General features: G+C 46.4%; 15 protein-coding genes and 1 tRNA gene. 9 read left to right on the forward strand and 7 right to left on the reverse strand.

Annotated elements, in window-relative coordinates; genetic code table 11:
* Positions 1-2 precede the first annotated feature (2 nt).
* The 3 genes from EV202_RS05810 (at position 3) to EV202_RS05820 (ending at position 4,494) form a co-directional block, all read left to right on the forward strand.
* Entirely contained in the window at positions 3-1,733 is a 1,731-nt protein-coding gene (locus EV202_RS05810; RefSeq protein WP_131926016.1) for a RagB/SusD family nutrient uptake outer membrane protein, read from the forward strand.
* A 111-nt stretch (positions 1,734-1,844) separates the two neighbouring features.
* Positions 1,845-2,420: a hypothetical protein gene (locus EV202_RS05815; RefSeq protein ID WP_131926018.1), complete on the forward strand. Its 576-nt coding sequence runs from the start codon at positions 1,845-1,847 to the stop codon at positions 2,418-2,420.
* Positions 2,421-2,949: 529 nt separating this feature from the next.
* Entirely contained in the window at positions 2,950-4,494 is a 1,545-nt protein-coding gene (locus EV202_RS05820) for a Gfo/Idh/MocA family protein (protein ID WP_131926020.1), read from the forward strand.
* Positions 4,495-4,626: 132 nt separating this feature from the next.
* On the opposite strand, the gene EV202_RS05825 is transcribed toward EV202_RS05820, so the two are convergent.
* From EV202_RS05825 to EV202_RS05840, 4 genes are read right to left on the reverse strand one after another with little or no spacing between them, the layout of a single operon-like run.
* Positions 4,627-5,937, reverse strand: coding sequence for an acetylxylan esterase (locus tag EV202_RS05825; protein ID WP_131926022.1), 1,311 nt, complete (start codon positions 5,935-5,937; stop codon positions 4,627-4,629).
* 15 nt (positions 5,938-5,952) lie between these two features.
* Positions 5,953-7,725 carry a pectinesterase family protein gene (locus EV202_RS05830; RefSeq protein WP_131926024.1) on the reverse strand — a complete coding sequence of 591 codons (1,773 nt, stop codon included), beginning with the start codon at positions 7,723-7,725 and terminating at the stop codon, positions 5,953-5,955.
* 34 nt (positions 7,726-7,759) lie between these two features.
* On the reverse strand, positions 7,760-8,737 hold the full coding sequence (locus tag EV202_RS05835) for a pectinesterase family protein (RefSeq protein WP_131926026.1): 978 nt from the start codon (positions 8,735-8,737) through the stop codon (positions 7,760-7,762).
* Positions 8,734-9,966: a glycoside hydrolase family 88/105 protein gene (locus tag EV202_RS05840; protein ID WP_131926028.1), complete on the reverse strand. Its 1,233-nt coding sequence runs from the start codon at positions 9,964-9,966 to the stop codon at positions 8,734-8,736. The genes EV202_RS05835 and EV202_RS05840 overlap by 4 nt, the downstream gene beginning before the upstream one ends.
* Before the next feature lie 292 nt (positions 9,967-10,258).
* Here EV202_RS05840 and EV202_RS05845 point away from each other — a divergent pair, with 292 nt between their 5' ends.
* From EV202_RS05845 to EV202_RS05855, 3 genes are all read left to right on the forward strand, one after another.
* Positions 10,259-11,653: a PTS galactitol transporter subunit IIC gene (locus EV202_RS05845; protein ID WP_106068154.1), complete on the forward strand. Its 1,395-nt coding sequence runs from the start codon at positions 10,259-10,261 to the stop codon at positions 11,651-11,653.
* A 59-nt stretch (positions 11,654-11,712) separates the two neighbouring features.
* Positions 11,713-12,669, forward strand: a complete 957-nt coding sequence (gene kduI / locus EV202_RS05850; RefSeq protein WP_131926030.1) for a 5-dehydro-4-deoxy-D-glucuronate isomerase — start codon at positions 11,713-11,715, stop codon at positions 12,667-12,669.
* Between the two features lie 183 nt (positions 12,670-12,852).
* A complete protein-coding gene (locus EV202_RS05855) occupies positions 12,853-14,322 on the forward strand; it encodes an MFS transporter (protein WP_131926032.1) in 1,470 nt (489 codons plus the stop codon).
* Between the two features lie 528 nt (positions 14,323-14,850).
* Here the strand turns inward: EV202_RS05855 and EV202_RS05860 are convergent.
* Positions 14,851-14,921: transfer RNA gene (locus EV202_RS05860), tRNA-Gln, on the reverse strand.
* A 215-nt stretch (positions 14,922-15,136) separates the two neighbouring features.
* Here EV202_RS05860 and rsfS point away from each other — a divergent pair.
* The 3 genes from rsfS to EV202_RS05875 are packed head-to-tail and all read left to right on the forward strand — an operon-like array spanning position 15,137 to position 18,411.
* Positions 15,137-15,496 carry a ribosome silencing factor gene (gene rsfS / locus EV202_RS05865; RefSeq protein WP_106068150.1) on the forward strand — a complete coding sequence of 120 codons (360 nt, stop codon included), beginning with the start codon at positions 15,137-15,139 and terminating at the stop codon, positions 15,494-15,496.
* 9 nt (positions 15,497-15,505) lie between these two features.
* A complete protein-coding gene (ftsH, locus tag EV202_RS05870; protein ID WP_125238836.1) occupies positions 15,506-17,554 on the forward strand; it encodes an ATP-dependent zinc metalloprotease FtsH in 2,049 nt (682 codons plus the stop codon).
* A 17-nt stretch (positions 17,555-17,571) separates the two neighbouring features.
* On the forward strand, positions 17,572-18,411 hold the full coding sequence (locus tag EV202_RS05875) for a phosphatidate cytidylyltransferase (protein WP_131926034.1): 840 nt from the start codon (positions 17,572-17,574) through the stop codon (positions 18,409-18,411).
* A gap of 6 nt (positions 18,412-18,417) precedes the next feature.
* Here the strand turns inward: EV202_RS05875 and EV202_RS05880 are convergent, their stop codons facing one another.
* Both EV202_RS05880 and lpxB read right to left on the reverse strand, forming a co-directional pair.
* A complete protein-coding gene (locus EV202_RS05880) occupies positions 18,418-19,164 on the reverse strand; it encodes a NigD1/NigD2 family lipoprotein (RefSeq protein ID WP_131926036.1) in 747 nt (248 codons plus the stop codon).
* 125 nt (positions 19,165-19,289) lie between these two features.
* Entirely contained in the window at positions 19,290-20,438 is a 1,149-nt protein-coding gene (gene lpxB, locus EV202_RS05885) for a lipid-A-disaccharide synthase (protein WP_131926038.1), read from the reverse strand.

Raw genomic sequence — 20,438 nt, forward strand, 5'->3', positions numbered from 1 at the left:
ATATGAAAAAAATAATTCTCATCATATTAGCTGCCCTATCATTCACAGCTTGTGACATTGATCGCTTGCCTTATGGCTCAATGGCAGCAGAAAAAATCACAGCAGATCCCAACTCTTCACTTGAGTCTTTATTGAATGGCTGTTATGCTCAGCTCAAACATTGGTCTGACCCCATGCACCGTTGCGGAGAATATGCAGGTGACAACATTTGCATACGTAATACATCAACCGATGCTTTTTATGAATTTATTTCATTTAGCCGTACTCCACAAAATTATCGTTTACAAAACTTCTGGGACTACAGCTACAAAGCTATTGCCCAAGCTTCCAATATCATAAACATGATAGCCGAAGGACAGAGTCAAGAAATTGATGGTAAGCTGGGTGAGTGCTATTATATTCGTGGCATGCTTTATTTCTATCTATGCCGCGCATACGGACGCCCCTACTATCAGAATCCGGAGAAAAATCTTGGCGTACCTATTGTGAATGGCACACCTGATGATATGCAAAATCTCAATTTACCAGACCGCGCCACCGTGAAAGAAACTTACGCACAGGTTATCAGTGACCTCAGAAAGGCAACAAAAATGATATCAACCAATAAGGGAGCTATCTATGCATCCAAAGAAGCGGCGCAAGCCATGCTCTCGCGCGTTTATCTGTACATGAGTGGTACTTATGAAAACCCGGATGCTACTTATGCCGACTCTGCCGCATATTTTGCAACGCAAGTAATTGAATCCGGTAAATACAAATTACTATCACGTGAGCAATTCATGAAGTATAATACTTTTGCTCCTGAAAACAACTCTGAAACAATCTTTGCAATTAAGCGTTTGGATTCAGAATATTCAGGTTACGATTACTACTATACCGTGGGTGGCATGTATGCCAATCTTGGCGGTATGGGCTGGGGAGAAATGTATTCCAGTGCCACGTATATCAATTTGCTGAATGAAACAGGACGGAATGATTGGCGTCCGGGTAGTCATTACCAGATAGTAGATGCCCGTGCGGCTTTCATCGAGCCAACTTACAGCAAAGACGGTAATGGAAATTATACAGAAGTATTCCGTTTCATCAGACCAATCAACAGCACAACCAAACAATATGCTCAATTCTATACGACTCATCAGGCGGATGGAAATATTTACTGTGCAGCCTCGAAAGAAACGAGTGCCGCAAAATATAAGCTGACACCAGTGAATGCCTCACAGGGAATATATACGATTGAGTATGAAGGAGCAACTTATGAAGGATTCATAGATTGGTATATTTCTTTGAACAATGGCCATCCACAATTCTACATAACAAAATGCTCTCGTGAAGACAACACGGAATGCCATTTACATTCTCCGCTGATCTCTCGTTTAGGAGAGATTTATCTGAACCGTGCAGAAGCGTATGCCAAACAAGGGAAATATGATTTAGCATTGGCCGACTTGAATACAATACGTAACCGTGCTATAGTAAATGGAGGATATGCTTCGTTAGATGTAAGTAATGCCGGAGAAAGAATTGATAAAGAACGCCAATTGGAACTTGCTTTCCAAGCCGAGCGCAGCTATGACGTATTTCGTAATGGAGGAACTTTAAAGCGCTTCTATCCGGGTGCCCATCCCCAAACTCTCGAAATACCGGCTACAGATTATCGTGTAGTTTATTACATCCCTCAGGATGCCATTAACTCATATCCGGGTACTCTGACACAAAATCCGACAAGCAATTAAGCCACATTTCTTTCTAATAAATCTAAATCGATAAACGCAAGAAGGATTTACTTTACATCATAAAAACTCGTGAAGTAAATCCTCCTTTTTCACCTCTTAAAAATATTAAATATGAAACTTTTTTATGCTATAAGTTTAATCACTTTTATTCTTTTTTCAAGCTGTGAGCAGACCATAAACTCAGAGAATAAGACGTCGGTGACTCGTGTTTCTACAACTAACACTCTTTTTACTAATATAAAAGAATATACAAGACCGTTAACGGGGGAAAGCTCCATTGAAGCTGAGATTTTTTGTACCAAACCGACAATTTATACATTTATTTTTGCTTATAACGGCAATGGTAGTTATTGGGTGAGTTTAGCAGGAAAGGTACTTCTCTATCCGTCTAATAGTGCTACATTTAGAACAATCTCCGTAAACCTGAATCCCGGTAGAAATCAATTTGCAGTAGACGTACTTTTCTCTAAGGGAAATCAACAAGGAGAAGCCAGATTAGTTATAGATAGAATAGACGGAAAAAAATGTGGAACAGAAGAAGGCTACATAGACCTCACTACTGCAGGAATTAGCCAAATTCATGATTTGGTAATTACTGAACCAATGCATTGGATTTGTCTTAAATGCGGTAGATTAAATTCTACAGAATATTCTAGTGAAAATTGCGGACATAAGAAACCATCTTGAAATTTTGAGTATTCTTTATAAGGTATTAAACTTTTATTTTTTATCGGCTTCTGCAATATCATAAAATATTAAAGAAATTTATGTAGAAATTCTGCAACAACAGATTCTGCAAATATTAACGATTACCAAAGTAAGCCTAATAACAAGAATTTTATTCTTTTGGATATCAAATATAAGCAAAGATAATTGATACAATTCAGAATTATGTTATCGTTCCTATCATCAATGAATATCAGTTCAATGATAGGCAGGAAGAACCTGCACGATAAATATCTCAAAAAGCATTATAAAACCGTATCAGAACAGACAAGACTATTTCCTCAAAAAGTACGAAAATCTTTTGCCGTTCCAAAGGAAATTAGTTAATTTTGCAGAACATATATTGAGGAAATACTTAAAGACAATCGCTATATTTTCAGTAAGGAATTCCTTTAATCAAAGAAATGTGATATACCTGCCACATTAAGACATGAAGAAAGCAATAACAGAACTATAGATTATTATAAAACTAACTTTAAATTTTACAATCATGAGAAAAATCGGAATTTTATTGTTAGGCTTATGCCTTGTGTTAGGTGCATGCACCACCCGAACTTCCACCGCTCTGCAAACCACAGCAAAAGGAACCCAATGGGAATGGAAAAACGGAACGATTGTCGTGAAGTCTCCCGAACGTCCTGCCGGTCAGAAAAGTGCGATAGGCTTGACTGCTCCGAAACTGGAAGTAGTCCGTGTAGGATTCGTAGGTTTAGGAATGCGCGGTCCGGGTGCAGTAGAACGTTTCACATATATTCCCGGTACACAGATAGTGGCACTCTGCGACTATGAAGCATCACGTGCAGAAAGATGCCAGGAATATCTAAAGAAAGCTTCGATGCCAAAGGCAGCCATCTACTCCGGTGAAAATGGCTACGAAGAGTTGTGCAAGCGTGAAGATATAGACTTAGTGTACATCGCCGCCGACTGGCTACACCATTTCCCTGTGGCTAAATGCGCTCTTGAAAACGGAAAGCACGTAGCCATAGAAGTTCCTTCGGCCATGAATCTGCAAGAATGCTGGGATCTGATAAACCTCAGCGAAACCACCCGTAAACATTGTTTCATTCTGGAGAACTGTTGCTATGACTGGTTCGAAATGAACGCCTTGAACATGGCGCAGAACGGAGTGTTTGGTGAAGTTATCCGCGCACAAGGTGCATATATTCACAACTTGGCCCCCTTCTGGAATCATTATTGGAAAAACGGAGAAAACGACAAATTAGGATGGCGTCTGGACTACAACATGCGTCATCGCGGTGACGTATATGCCACTCACGGCCTCGGCCCCGTGGCACAAGCACTCGACATTCATCGCGGCGACCGCATGGCCACGTTGGTAGCCATGGACACCAAATCGGTTGTCGGTGCAGAATTGGTTAAGGAACGTACGGATTCTGTTTGCAACAACTTCCGCAACGGCGATCACACCACGACCTTGATTCGCACAGCCAATGGCAAGGTAATCGAGATTCAACACAACGTAATGACGCCGCAACCCTATAACCGTCTTTATCAACTTACGGGTACTAAAGGTTTTGCCAACAAATACCCCATTGCAGGATATGCTTTGGATGCAGCCCAACTGGCAGCATCGGGCGTACAACCCAAGGTAGACGACTTGAACTCTCACGGATTCTTGCCGGAAGCAGAAAAAACGGCTTTGGAAGCCAAATATCAACACCCCATTCTGAAGAAATACGGTGAAATGGCTAAGGAAGTAGGCGGTCACGGCGGTATGGACTTCATCATGGACAGCCGTCTGATATATTGCCTGCAAAATGGATTGCCTTTGGATATGGACGTATATGACTTGGCCGAATGGTGCTGCCTGGCCGAACTGGGCGAGATTTCGATGGACAATGGTTGTGCCGCCGTAGAGTTCCCCGACTTCACACGTGGCGAATGGAACGTAGTGAAAGGTTACAGACATGCCTATGCCACTCCTGAAGAAGAGGCTGCCTCTATGGAAAAAGCAAAAGCTTTTACCGCTCAACTGAAAGAGAGAGGTGCCAAAGAGTGGGCAGAAGAAAAATAAGAATCTAAGGAAATGTACTGAAATCCACTTATAACTTTTAGGCGCTGGTTTCACAGATTGGCACGGAAGGTTAAAACCTAACCCGTGAGATTCTGTGAAATCCGCGCCTTTCGATTTTACTGAACCATCCTCTTACCGAAGATGATTCAACATCCATGTCAGATGTCCGTATTCGGTATCTTCTGATGTCCAATGTTCATTAATCGGAGTAATCAATGCTTCCTTCGGACACTGCAATACATTATATACCGCATAACTCGTGGTAGGCGGACAAACATCGTCGTTATATCCCCAAGTCATACGAGTAGGCACTTTAATAGAGCGGGCAAAGTTCACCACATCATAGTAAGCCATCGTATTCAGCTTATCGGGAGTATCCATTCCCGCCACCCGGAGAAAGTGCGGATAGCCCCCCGCACGTCCCGCCATATATCCGGCCATATCGCTCAACGCCGGATGATTGGCGATACATGCCGTGACACGAGGGTCAAGACCGGCAGCGACCAAAGCCAAAGCACCGCCTTGGCTGCCACCTTGCACAACCACATTTCTTCCATCCCATTCGGGTAGTGAAACAAGCAGGTCGATACTGCGGATACATGCCATATAGACACGCTTCATGTAGTAATTGTCGCGGTTGTCAAGTCCATTATTCAAATAACCGTTCTCCTTGCCATTGAAAGCATTGCTGATATCTTTAAAATCTTCTGTCGGCATTTTCGGATTCAAACCGTGAATTTCTATTTCAAAACGGATACAGCCGTGCTCTGCATAATATTTGTGACGCAAAGGCTCCTTAATCGTTTTGATGCCTGCTCCCGGAGGACAAAGTACCACAGGACAGGACGCCTCCTTTGCATGCTTTGGATAAAACAGATAACCGTAAATGGCTTGACCTCGCTCATTTACCTGTAATTTCAGCAGATAGCAATCCATCTGATCCGTGCAATACTCCTTAACCAACTCCTTGGTATATATCAAAGGGACTTTAGCAAGTTCGGCTTTGTTTTTATTCCAAAAATCCCCGAAGTCGGCCGGTATTTGGGTATAAGGCCGTATCTTCTCGGGAGAAAAGCCCACCTTGATATGGTGCTTATAGGTCTTACCATCAACGGTTGCAGTCATACGGCAATCACGAAAACCGGGCTCGCTCATCGTCCCCATCGGTATAACCGCCTTCCCGTTCTTCAAAACTATCGTTCCTTTGATTTCTGAGGGCATCATGTCCCCTCCCAGTTCATAGTTTACCGTAACTCCATTCTGAGGAATACCATATTTATAAAATTGAACCTCAACAGTTGCTTCCTCACCGGTCTTATAAAGCCAGTCGGCATGATTGGGAACAGTCACCCAAAGCACATCGCTTCTGTACGGATAGTTCTCTGCAAAAGCAGTCAATGAGAGCAATACTACACACAATACAGACAATAAATTTCTTTTCATAAGCACCTATTTGTTTCAACGTTTTATATCCGGCAACGCATTCCCGCCTTTAACCGGATTCCAACCATCAACTCCGGCAAGTACGGTTTCCATCTCATACCCCTTTACAGTTTTCAACTGATGGGAAAAGGCCGCACGCTCTTTCGGTGCAGCACCCTCACCCTTACTCTGGTATTCGGCATAGAAAGCCGTTTGTTCATTCCCTTTCTTTCCCCAATTGTCCCATCCGACAGGAATAATATGCCTGCCTAAATCACAGCGTATAAAAACCGCCTGAGCATAAGGACGCCAAGGACGGGAAAGATATACCTTATCCACACCGGCGTCCGCCGTCAGCTTGCAGTCATGGAAGACGTAGCCATACCGTTGCCCTTTATCTGTGGAGGGCGCCGTCACATATCCATTACCTTTGCTATGAATACGGCAACGGTGGAATACCGCGACAGACCATCCGAAAATAAAATCGACCGTACCTTCTATATAGCACTCCTCAAAATAGAGCCGATCAGCCTTACCGTAAGTATAGAGTGTATCTTGATAACCAAGAAAACGGCAATTCTTGAAATATACACGATCGGCACTTACAAAGCATGCCACGGCCTGCCCCACCGGACCGGACGTATTTTCAAAGGTGATATTCTCCGCATAAAAATCGTGTGCATACACATAGCAGGAAGACGAACCGGAAGTTCCCTTGTTCTCGCCGAAGCGGTTAGCTTTACCGGCATAATCATCATAAGAGATAACAGCCCCCTCCTGCCCTATAAGGGAAATATTGATTTTACTTTCAGGTATGACGACCTTTTCCTTATATACCCCTTTTCTGACCAATATGGAAGTACGCACATTCTTGCGATAATCAGGCACGGCGTCGATGGCTTCCTGCACCGTGAAGAAATCTCCGCTACCGTCTTTAGCCACTACAAAATCGTAGTGACGAACATACTTTGCCAATTCGGGCACTGCCTCGGCAATGGCATCCATAGCCAATCCCGCTATTACACGCCCGCCATATACATTGAGATGAGTATTGTCTTCACGTCCTTTAGGCATGGCGGGAACTATGTCGGGAGCCACCCACATAAACAATTTCTTTGACTCGTCCGGACCTAAACCCTCTACTAACTTATGGGTAATTCTGTTCATATCCACAAATGGCACATTCAGTTCTTCGGCAACATTGCGCGGAGAGTCAAGATAGGCTCCATGAGTATCTATCAGCCGACCGCCTTCTTTCCGATGCGGTGAAGAGGAAGCATCGCGCTTGGCATCCGGATTAGCATCCTTGCGAAAATCATCTTGGCTGACGGCACTATCCACAGTCAGCACTCCGGCAACCGTCTCAAAGTTACGGCGTACAATGGAATTGAACAGTACAGGAATTCCTCCCCTTGCACGTGTATCCATCACGAAACGCTTCAGGTTGGCATCGAAAGAGCCTCCACCAGCATCAGTGTGACGTTTCGGGTCGGTTTTCTCATCGTTATGACCGAACTGGATAAAAACATAGTCACCTTTCTTAACCAAGGAAAGCACCTTGTTCCACCGGCCTTCATCGATAAAACTCTTGGAACTACGCCCATTCACGGCATGGTTATCCACCCGTATCTCCTCCGAAAGATAACCGGGCAACATCTGTCCCCATCCCCTTTCGGGATTTCCTCCGGTCAAGTCTTTATCGGCCATTGTGGAATCGCCGATCATGAAAATAGTGATGTCCGGTTTGTCCGCTTTGAAAGACGAAAATAAGAAAAAAAGCCCCCAAAGCAAAATAAGTTCACGTTTCATGGTTTTACTTATAAGATTATAAATGATTCAGACATTATTCGTTCATTGGATTCCAATCACTGCACATCCCGAAGACATAGCGCATATCGTTGTATTTATCAGCTTCCTCTCTTGTCAGTTGCCTTGCCCACTTTACGCGAGCGTAGGTCATTCCACCTTCTCTCGTACTGCCATATTCCGCATAACGGGCTGTTTTTTCATTCTCCCGATTACGCCAGTTGTCCCATCCATCAGGGCAGATATGCTTGCCCAACTCGCAATCGATGAACACAGTTGCAGCATAAGGACGCCACGGACGGCCCAAATAAACCTTACCCACTCGGTCATCAGCCGTCAGCCTGCAACTTCTGAAAACATAACCCACCGCCACATCCGCCGGAGTAGAAGCAGCCGTGATATACGAATCAGCCTTACTATGAATCCGGCATCCTTCAAACAAAGCCGTGGAAGGACCGAAAATAAAATCCGTGGTTCCCTCTATATAACAATTAAGGAAGCAGAGACGAGTGCCTTTTGCTCCGGTGTAGACCGTATCCTGATTTCCCAGAAAACGACAGCCAATAAACAGCAGGCGATCGCCCTCCGTATGAAGTGCAACCGCTTGTCCCAACCGGGCTGCATTATTCTCTATCGTCAGATTCCTGAAAGAAATGCCACTTCCTTCCACTTTCATGGTATAAGTACGGAACGTTCCCATCTTATCGATATTGGCATGGTCATCATAGGTGATAACGGTATTCTCAGCACTCTCACCCACAAAATCAACGTTTTCAATCCACGACGGAATAACTACCTTCTCTTTATACGTACCGTTTTTGATGAAAACCGTCACTTTATAATCCATAAAGGCACGAATTCCTTCCATCGCTTCGGTCAAGTTACGATAATCGCCCGTCCCATCACGTGCCACTACGATATTACGCTTCCACTGCGTCTGTTGTGCAGCCAAAGACATTGCCATGCAGCACAAGGCTGCCACGAATATGCCCGACAAGCGTATCACTCCTCTCATCTGCATTTCCGGTTAACGATTTCTTTCACCTCCTGAAGGCGTTCCCACTCCAGCGAAGCCAAAATGAACGGTCCTACCGCCTTGGGATCATTGTTGCGGATGGTCTCATTGATGTAATAATCATAATCGCCCGAACGATAGACCTTACCACCCAGTCCGGCAACGGCACAAGCCCGTGTAATGGATACTACACCCTCCTTATCCACCTCAATAAAATGTCCGAGAATGCCTTTATATCCCTTGACTGCCACATCCAAATACGACTTGTCGAGATAGCCCTTACGCACGCCTTTGAACAAAGCATACACAAACATGGCAGAACAGGAAGATTCTAAATAATTTCCTTTGGCTCCGCTCCTGTCCAGCACTTGATACCACAACCCGGTTTTAGCATCCTGCAAACGTTTCACCATACCTGCCAGATGACTGAACACAACCAGCATTGAATCACGTCCCGCCTCGTGCTGCGGGATGAAGTCGAGCGCATCGACAAATGCCATGGCATACCACCCCATCGCACGCCCCCAACTATGGAGCGACTGCCCCGTTTCCTTATCCGACCAGCGCTCCTTACGGCTTACGTCGCAAGCATGACGGAACAAATCCGTTTTAGGGTCATAGGTATGACGGGCTGCCATCAGAAACTGATTGATGACATCCGCATAGTCGCCCACCCGATTGTTGCGATAAGCATATTCCGCATAGAAAGGCGCTCCCATATAAACTCCGTCCAGCCACACTTGATTCGGATAAATCTGCTTATGCCAAAAGCCGCCATCGTCATTACGCGGATGCTCGTCAAGCTGGCTTCGCAGCAGCGCCAGTGCTTTTTTATATTTTTCATCCTTTGTCTGCTCGTAGATGCGGAAAATGAATTTGCCGGAATTAAGACGGTCAAGGCTGAACTCCTCGCGCCGGTACATTTTGATAGTGCCGTCGTCATTGACCATCGTATCGGCATAAGCCAAAGCATAATCATAGATTTTCTTGTCTCCATAACGGTCGTACACATCCAACATGGATTGAAGTTCCAGCCCATGACAATAATCCCATTTCAGCTTCGTTTGAAAATCGAGCTGCCAAGATTTCGGGCAACGAATCATTTCCGATTCGGCCATGCGCACAGACCAAGGTTGTTCACTACTTAAACGTTGTGCAGACATCCATAACGGGAAAGCCAAAGACAGCAATCCGGATACAATAAATTTACAAATCGAGTTCTTTTTCATGAAGTCGTTCTTTTTGGGTATCAGACTTGATTTATTTCATGAAACAAAAGTAAGGTTTTCCTTGCAAACAAGTGTGCACTTTTCAATACAGAGAGTGTATTATTTGATTTTCGTGTGCGAGAACGAGCATTTTTGTGCACGATAACGACAAGATTTGTCCAAAATCGTCCCATTTACTAATTATTATGTTCTCCAAATTTGATTAATTGATAAAAGGTCTTATTTTTGACCCCGATTTTTATTTATAACTATTGCAAAAACATTATCTATTATCCAATTAATTCACAAGAGAATGGAACAAGTTTTCGGTTACATCATCGGCTTAGGCGCAGCAGTAATGATGCCTATAATCTTTACAATTTTAGGAGTGTGCATCGGCATCAAATTCAGCAAAGCGTTGAAGAGCGGCTTGCTTGTAGGCGTCGGTTTCGTAGGTTTATCGGTCATTACGGCATTGCTGACCAGCAGCCTTGGCCCTGCCTTGAGCCAAGTGGTGGAGATTTACGGCCTTCAACTCAAGGTCTTCGATATGGGATGGCCCGCCGCTGCGGCCGTGGCCTATAACACATCGGTGGGAGCTTTCATCATTCCGGTATGTTTGGGTGTAAATCTGCTGATGTTATTGACGAAAACTACCCGCACGGTCAATATCGACCTTTGGAATTACTGGCATTTTGCATTTATCGGTGCTGTGGTATATTTTGCAAGTGACAACATCTGGTGGGGATTCTTTGCCGCCATCATTTGCTACATCATCACCTTGATTATGGCCGATTATACCGCCGACAAATTTCAGGGATTCTATGACAAGATGGAAGGAATATCCATCCCCCAACCTTTCTGTGCAGGTTTTGTACCTTTTGCCATCGTCATCAACAAAATGCTGGACAAGATTCCCGGATTCGACAAGTTGAACATCGATGCCGAAGGCATGAAGAAAAAGTTCGGTCTGATGGGTGAGCCTCTGTTTCTGGGTATTCTGGTAGGTTGCGGCATCGGTGCGCTGTCTTGCAAGAACGGGCAGGAATTGGTAGATAAAATACCTTATATATTGGGTCTGGGCATCAAGATGGGCGCCGTAATGGAATTGATTCCGCGTATCACCGCCTTGTTTATCGAAGGATTGAAACCGATTTCCGATGCTACGCGCGAACTGATTGCAAAGAAATTCAAAGGCGCTGTCGGCCTGAACATCGGCATGAGTCCTGCATTGGTCATCGGCCATCCCGCCACATTGGTGGTGTCTCTGCTGCTGATTCCGGTCACCATCCTGCTGGCTGTGATATTGCCGGGAAATCAGTTCCTCCCTTTAGCGTCTCTTGCCGGCATGTTCTACCTGTTTCCACTGGTATTGCCTATTACCAAAGGCAATGTAGTAAAGACATTCATCATCGGGCTTATAGTATTGACGATAGGGCTGTATTTCGTGACCGACCTTGCACCCTACTTTACACAAGCGGCCCATGATGTATATGTAAAGACGCAGGATGCCGCCGTAAATATTCCCGCCGGCTTTGAAGGCGGTGCGCTCGACTTTGCCTCCAGTCCTTTCGCTTGGATCATCTTCCACATGACTTACTCGTTGAAATGGCTTGGCGCAGGCGCTCTATTGTTGTTTACACTGTTTTTGATGCTTCTGAACCGCCGCGCCATCATCAAATACCGAGAAACGGTGGTAAAGAATTAGCGGTTAGTGATGAATGATTAGTGATGAATAAGTATATATTTAAAATAAAACTACGGATTATGAAAAAGTTAGCAATTGCATTGATGATGGGAGCGGCTGCATTGGCAGCCAATGCCCAAATGAACTACAAGGTGCAGACAGCCTGCCATCCGCAGGACGTAAAGCACTATGATACGGAGCGCCTGCGCAGTGCCTTCGTGATGGAAAAAGTGATGGTAGCGGACGAAATCAACATAACTTATACCCTCTACGACCGTTTGATTTACGGCGGAGTGATGCCGGTGAACAAGACTCTCAAGCTGGAGGTGTTCCGCGAACTCGGTCCGGAAATCACTTATTTCCTCGAACGTCGCGAATTGGGAGTAATCAATACCGGTGGCGACGGAGTGGTTACGGTAGACGGCAAAGAGTATCCAATGAAGTACAAAGAAGCGCTTTACGTGGGATGCGGCAACAAAGAAGTAACCTTTAGAAGCAACGATTCCACCCGACCGGCCAAATTCTACATCAACTCGGCTCCGGCCTATAAGCCCTATGTCACTCAATTAATTACCACCGATGCCAAACTTCAGAAAGCCAACTCCAAGAAATATGCATTGGGCATCTCCGACCGCTACGGAAAGATGGAAGACAGCAACGACCGCATCGTGAACCAACTGATTGTGAAGGATGTGTTGGAAAGAGTGAAAGACGGCGGTACGAACCAGTTGCAAATGGGGCTCACTGAACTGACTCCCGGCTCGGTATGGAACACCATGCCCGCCCATACGCACACACGCCGCATGGAAGCCTACTACTATTTCAACGTGGCCGAAGGCAATGCCATCTGCCACCTGATGGGCGAACCGCAGGAAGAACGTCTGGTGTGGCTGCACAACGAACAAGCCATCACATCTCCCGAATGGTCTATCCACGCAGCAGCAGGAACACGCAACTATACTTTCATCTGGGGCATGGCAGGCGAAAACCTGAAATACAGCGACAAGGATGAAATAAAATATACGAATATGAAATAAGATTCGTACACGAAACACATACGGGCACAGAGCTTTTCATTCTATGCAACATGGGAAGCTCTGTGTTTCTGTATCTGCGTGTCCAATGTCCGTTTCGTCATTTTATACAGTTTTTCCACCAATTATTACACCTTGCACAACACACAAAACCCTATTTTTGCAACCAAATAATAAATCTATATCATGAGTACATTTTCAAACACATCGGGCAAGATGACCAATTACCGCTGGGTCATCTGCTGCATGCTCTTCTTTGCCACAACAGTCAACTATCTTGACCGCCAAGTCCTTTCTCTCACTTGGAAAGATTTCATCGCTCCGGAGTTCCATTGGACAGATGCCGATTATGGCGACATCACCGCCGTCTTCTCCATTGTATATGCCATCGCAAACCTGTTTGCCGGCCGTTTCATCGACTGGATGGGAACCAAGAAAGGCTATCTTTGGGCCATCTTCGTCTGGTCGTTGGGCGCATGTCTGCACGCAGCCTGCGGCTGGGCCACCGAACACGTAGTGGGCATTCATGATGCGGCAGCCATGGTTTCGGCCACGGGGGCAGTGGCATCGACCATCGCCATTACCAGCGTCTATTTCTTCATAGCCGCCCGCATCGTGCTAAGCGTGGGCGAGGCAGGCAACTTTCCGGCCGCCATCAAGGTGACGGCAGAATATTTTCCTAAAAAAGACCGAGCTTTTTCTACCTCCATCTTCAATGCCGGAGCCACGGTAGGCGCTTTAATCGCCCCGGTCACCATTCCCCCGCTGGCACGCTATTTCCAAAGCATAGGCATAGGCAACGGCTGGGAAATGGCATTTATCGTCATCGGCGCATTGGGCTTCGTATGGATGGGACTGTGGATGTTCCTTTATAAAAAGCCGAATGAAAACCCCGCAGTCAACGCCGCCGAGCTGGCATACATCGAACAAGACAAACTGACCGAAGAAAACAACAGCTCCTCCAAAGAGGATAAAAGGGAGCGAAAACTCTCATTCCTCGAATGCCTCAAGTACCGCCAGGCATGGGCGTTTGCCATAGGCAAATTCATGACGGACGGCGTATGGTGGTTCTTCCTCTTTTGGACTCCCGCCTACATTTCGGACGTTTACGGTTTCTCATCGGATAGCGCAACCGCACAGTTGCTGATATTTGTGCTTTATGCCATCACGATGCTCTCTATCTATGGAGGCAAACTGCCCACCATCATCATCAACAAGACCGGCATGAATCCATACGCTGCCCGTATGCGCGCCATGCTTGTTTTTGCCCTGTTCCCGTTGCTTGCCTTGTTTGCGCAGCCTTTGGGGGCTTATTCCTACTGGTTTCCCATCATCATCATCGGTATTGCGGGAGCCGCCCACCAGTCATGGTCGGCCAACATCTACTCCGTGGTAGGCGACATGTTTCCGAAGAGTGCGGTAGCCACCATCACCGGCTTCGGAGGCATGGCAGGCGGTGTCGGCGCATTCCTTATCAATAAAAGTTCCGGCATGCTCTTCACCTATGCCGACGAGAGCCAAATGGCGTTCATGGGTTTCGTCGGGAAACCTGCCGGCTACTTCATCATCTTCTGCGTCTGCGCCGTGGCTTACTTGATAGGTTGGTGCATCATGAAGGCGCTGGTGCCGAAATACAAACCGATTGTGGCAGACTGACACTTTCCAAACCGAATTTACCTGCAATATCGGGGTTGGGTGGTTTCACCCGACCCCGATATGTATTGCACATCAAAAAATCTTTCCAAAATTTCCATAAAAACAACCCTTGAAAAGCCGACAAAAGGAACGAGAAAAGTTCAGTTCCGTATTGAAGGTACATCAGTCGTATACTGATGTAGGATGAGTCGTATACTGAAGCCACATCAGTCGTATACTGATCTTCCCCCCTGCCAGAAGGTGCTCTGACAAGGGTATGACTTTCCTCGTCCGTTTTCTCCGAAAGCTCTTTTGAAGAAGTAAATATTCGCAACACCATATTCCCCAAAACGCCTCTTCATCGAAAGTTTTCGTAATATCAGCCGGAAGCCCATTATAGAAGAATGTTTTTTCGGAATGAATTGCAATAATATCACCAACACAATCTTCGGAGTAATCCGGAACAGCTCCATAACGACACATAATCTGAAAAGACCCAACAAAAAGAGAACGCTTTGCAGACGAAATCTGCAAAGCGTTCTCTTTTTGTTGGGCTATCTGGACTCGAACCAGAAATGACAGGACCAGAATCTGTAGTGTTACCATTACACCATAGCCCAATAACAGGTTATTTCTGTTTTGCGGTTGCAAAGATACAAAAAAAACGAGAATCCAAAACTTTATCGAACATTTTTTTCTATCAAAGCAGATAAACCATGTGCAAAGATTCGCACAACTAAAAAAAAGCAAAAAATCAAACTCTTTTCCTCTTTTGCGTGTTTGGTATGAGAAATCAATGTATATTTGCCATCTGTTTTTAATATAATAATGTATAATGAACGAAACCAAAAGACTGATTCAACAGATTACAGAAGGAATTCAAGATAAAAAAGGAAAGAAAATCGTCGTTGCCGACCTCACAAAAATAGACGATACAATATGCAACTATTTCGTCATCTGCCAAGGAAACTCACCCAGCCAAGTGACGGCCATCGTAGAATCCGTCAAGGATTTCACGCGCAAGGGGGCCGATACCAAACCTTTCGCCATCGACGGATTGCGCAACGCCGAATGGGTGGCAATGGACTATTCGGATATTCTGGTACATGTATTCCTGCCGGAGGCAAGAGAGTTCTATAACTTGGAACACCTTTGGGCAGACGCCAAATTAACCCAAATCCCCGACATAGATTAATCAAAACGTATGGACAATAATACCAACAAAAAGCCTAATAAAGTGAACATGCCCAAGTTCAACCTGAATTGGTTGTACATGATAATAGCAATCATGCTGGTGGGATTGTACCTCACCAACGAAAGCGGCACCACCTCCAAAAACATCTCCTATGATGAGTTTCAGCAATACGTGCGCAACGGCTATATCAGCAAAGTAATCGGCTACGACGACAACTCCGTTGAAGCATACATCAAGTCGCAACACGTAGGAAACGTCTTCCGCCAAGACTCTAACCGGGTAGGCAAAAACCCGCTCATCACAACCGAAGCACCTTCGCGCGAAAGTCTGGGAGACTTTTTGCAGAAAGAAAGAGATGAATCGCACTTCGACGGTTCCATCAATTACGAAAAGAAAAGAAACTATTTCGGCGCCTTCCTATGGCAGGTTCTTCCTTTTGCCTTCCTCATCGGTTTCTGGATTTACCTCTCGCGCCGGATGAGCGGCGGAGGCGGAGGCATGGGCGGCGGCGGAGGCATCTTCAGCGTAGGCAAATCCAAAGCCCAGCTCTTCGAGAAAGGTTCTACCATAAAGATAACCTTCAAGGATGTGGCAGGACTTGCCGAAGCCAAGCAGGAGGTAGAAGAAATCGTAGAGTTCTTGAAAGAACCGCAAAAATACACCGACTTGGGAGGTAAAATACCCAAAGGCGCTTTGCTCGTAGGTCCTCCGGGAACCGGCAAGACACTGCTCGCAAAGGCCGTGGCAGGAGAGGCGAACGTACCGTTCTTCTCGCTGGCCGGTTCTGATTTTGTCGAGATGTTTGTGGGTGTGGGGGCGTCCAGAGTGCGCGACCTGTTCCGCCAAGCAAAGGAGAAAGCTCCCTGCATCGTGTTTATCGACGAGATTGACGCCGTGGGACGTGCCCGCTCCAAGGCTGCCGCTATGGGTGGCAACGATGAACGCGAAAACACGTTGAACCAATTGCTGACCGAAATGGACGGCTTCGGCTCGAACAGCGGCGTCATCATTCTGGCCGCTACCAACCGTGTGGATGTTCTGGACAAAGCCTTGCTTCGCGCCGGACGCTTCGACAGACAGATACACGTGGACCTTCCCGATTTGAACGAACGCAAAGAGGTGTTCGGCGTACATTTACGCCCCATTAAGATAGACAATACGGTGGACATCGATTTACTGGCCCGCCAGACACCCGGCTTCTCCGGAGCCGACATTGCCAACGTCTGCAACGAAGCAGCCTTGATAGCCGCCCGCCACGGCAAGAAGTTTGTCGGCAAGCAGGATTTTCTGGATGCCGTAGACCGTATTGTCGGCGGTCTGGAAAAGAAAACCAAGATTACAACCGAAGCCGAACGCCGTTCCATAGCCATACACGAAGCCGGCCATGCCAGCATATCATGGCTGCTGGAATACGCCAACCCGTTGATTAAAGTAACCATCGTGCCCCGCGGACGCGCTTTGGGTGCAGCATGGTATCTGCCTGAAGAGCGACAAATCACCACCAAAGAACAGATGCTGGACGAAATGTGCGCCACTTTGGGAGGGCGTGCGGCAGAAGACCTCTTCTTGGGAAGAATATCCACAGGTGCCATGAACGACTTGGAGCGTGTGACGAAACAGGCTTACGGCATGGTGGCTTATCTGGGTATGAGCGAGAAGATTCCCAACCTCTGCTATTATAATAATGAGGAATACTCTTTCAACCGCCCGTACAGCGAAAAGACAGCCGAACTGATTGATGAAGAGGTGAAGCAAATGATAAACGAGCAATACGAACGTGCCAAGAAATTATTGTCCGAACATAAAGAAGGACACAACCGGTTGGCACAATTGCTGATTGACAAGGAGGTAATCTTTGCTGAAGACGTCGAACATATCTTCGGCAAACGCCCGTGGGCCTCACGCTCTGAAGAGATTATCAATGCCAAGGTTTCTGCCGAACAGAAAAAGGCGGAAGAAGAGGAAACAGAAAAGGCCGCAGAGGCAGAGAAAGAGGTGAAGGAAAAGGAAGGAGCAGCCGAGAACACCACATCGGCAGACCCTGTATCTCAAAACTAAAAAAAAAGGAAAGTAGCGTGAAAAACAACTTTATCCAACGTGCCGTCACCGGCGTGCTGTTCGTAACAGTATTGGTGGGCTGCATTCTTTACAGCCCCTTCTCATTCGGAATATTATTTACCATTATCAGCGCACTGAGCGTGCACGAGTTCGCCCGGTTAATCAATCAAAACGGCGAGATAAGCCTCAATAAGACCATCACCTCTTTAGGAGGAGCATACCTGTTTCTCGCATTGATGAGCTTCTGCACGCAACAGAGCGTAGGGGCACGGGTATTCCTCCCCTATCTGGCACTGCTGCTCTATCTGATGATAACGGAATTATATCTTAAGAAAAAGAACCCGACAGGTAATTGGGCATACTCCATGCTAAGCCAATTATACGTGGCACTACCTTTTGCCCTGTTGAACGTACTTGCGTTTCAAAACTCACCGGAAACAGGCAGTGTGACTTATAACCCCATCCTTCCGTTATCTATCTTCGTCTTCATCTGGCTGAGCGATACCGGAGCTTATTGCGTAGGGTCGTTAATCGGCAAACACCGCCTGTTCGAGCGTATCTCGCCCAAGAAATCGTGGGAGGGAAGCATTGGCGGCGGCGCATTCTCCATAGCCTCCTCCTTGGCTTTTGCCCATTTTTTTCCTTTCATGTCATGGTGGCAATGGGCCGGATTGGCAACAGTCATCGTCATTTTCGGTACGTGGGGAGACTTGACCGAATCGTTGATGAAACGCCAATTGGGCATCAAGGATTCCGGCAACATCTTGCCGGGACACGGTGGAATGCTCGACCGCTTCGACAGTGCCCTGATGGCTATTCCGGCCGCAGTAGTCTATCTATATGCCTTGAGCATGTAAGCATTCTCATTGCAACTGCATGTCCGACAAGTCCGGAATGTTTACTTCCTTGATGTTGTTGTTGTTTGTCAAGCTCTTATCGAATGTTATCTCCACCTTACCGTTTACTTCCGAGTGGAGTTTCAACTTGATGCCTTTGATATCGTGAGTGATTTTCAGGCTATTCAGATTATAAGAGACGGCAGCATAGGAGCGACGGCCGGTCAAGTCGTCATAATCATTGTAGCGCAGTTCCAAATGAATATAACCGTCATCGCCATATAAGTCCTCATCCTTCTGCGGACGCACCAGGCTTATGCGGTGTTTCTTCGCAGACGGCAGGTTCTGAACGAAAAAGATGTTCATATAACCGCCGCTGATGCTTATATCGCCCTTATATATCCGTACAGGGTCATTACCAAACTCCTGTTCGGTTTCGGGCGTCAGTGTTTCTACCCCTTTTGTCAGGACATTTTGCAGTTTCAGCAACTTTACGGCATGGTCGTATCCCTCGTAGTTATCCCACAAAGGGTTGAACACAGTCAGCACACGCTGCCCGTCCACGGCCTCATACCATCCAAGATCGACATTCACCGGCCAGAGGGTTCCCCACCTATCGCAATTCAGATAGAAAGCATTTCCCGTAACACGCACAGTGGCCCACAAAGGCGGAGTAAAATCACCTACCGAATATCCTTCGGAATCTCCACACGATTGCAATGACGGCATCAGCGCCAAGCATATCACCATAAATAAGCAATGTAGTTTTTTCATAATCAAAATCTTTTTCCGTTTGTTTCTGTCTGAAAAATACAAAAGCCGGGCGTTTACTGCACCGGCTTTTGTGTTTTTTATTGTTTTAACAGAATACTTCCGGCATCTGCCGTACTCTTCGCATCTCATCCTCCACGCCGTTTTTTAAGCAATGCCACCATCTTGAAGGCAGCATGCCGGGGTGCACCCGCTTTGCCCAAACGAGATGCCACATGCTCGTAACCGTCAAGCATCTGCCGTCGATATTGCTCGTCATATAGAATACTCTTCAACTCCGAGCGTATCCGTTCCACCGTCATGGTATCGGCAACCAGTTCCTTCACAACCTCACGATCAGCTATCAGGTTGACCAAAGAAATGTATTTTACTTTCAGCACATGCCTCTTCAGGAAAGCAATGATTTTCCCTATCGGGGTGTGGTAGCACACCACCTGAGGCACACGGAACAAAGCCGTCTCCAATGTTGCCGTGCCCGAAGTGACCAATGCCGCCTCGGCCTGCCGCAACAAGGGAAACGTCTTATTGAAAAGAATCTTCACATCAGCCTCTCCTACATATTGCTTATAGTATTCGGGGGAGATGCCGGGAGCACCGGCCAACACCAATTGATAATCGGGGAAAGAGGCCGCCGCCCGAAGCATGTCCGGCAGGTTATCCTTGATTTCCTGTTTACGACTACCTGCCAACAAGGCAATTATCGGTTTATCGGATAGTACGTTGGCATGTGTAAAATCACCAAAAGCCTCGGAGCCGGAAGCACGGAAAGCCTCAACCTCATCTACCGTAGGGTTGCCTACATAATGTATGGGATAGCGATGCTTCCCTTCAAAAAACTCCACCTCGAACGGTAGAATGGAGAACAACTCGTCCACATCCCGCTTGATATTTTTGATGCGGTATTCCTTCCACGCCCAAATCTTGGGAGAGATGTAATAGAAGACGGGAATCCGGGTATGTGCATGGACAAACTTGGCAATATTCAGATTAAAGCCCGGATAATCCACCAGAATCAGGACATCGGGCTGCCATGCCACAATATCTTCCTTACAGCGCTTCATGTTGGCAAAAATGGTGCGCAGGTGCAACAGCACAGGAACAAAGCCCATATATGCCAGCTCCTTATAATGCTTCACCATCGTACCGCCCACCGCCGCCATCAAGTCACCGCCAAAGAAACGAAATTCCGCCCGGGCATCCTCTTCTTTCAGTGCGGCCATTAAGTGGGAGGCATGCAAGTCGCCGGAAGCTTCACCAACAATCAAGTAATATTTCAT

The organism is Prevotella heparinolytica (assembly GCF_004342845.1).
In the GTDB taxonomy this organism is placed as follows: domain Bacteria; phylum Bacteroidota; class Bacteroidia; order Bacteroidales; family Bacteroidaceae; genus Bacteroides; species Bacteroides heparinolyticus.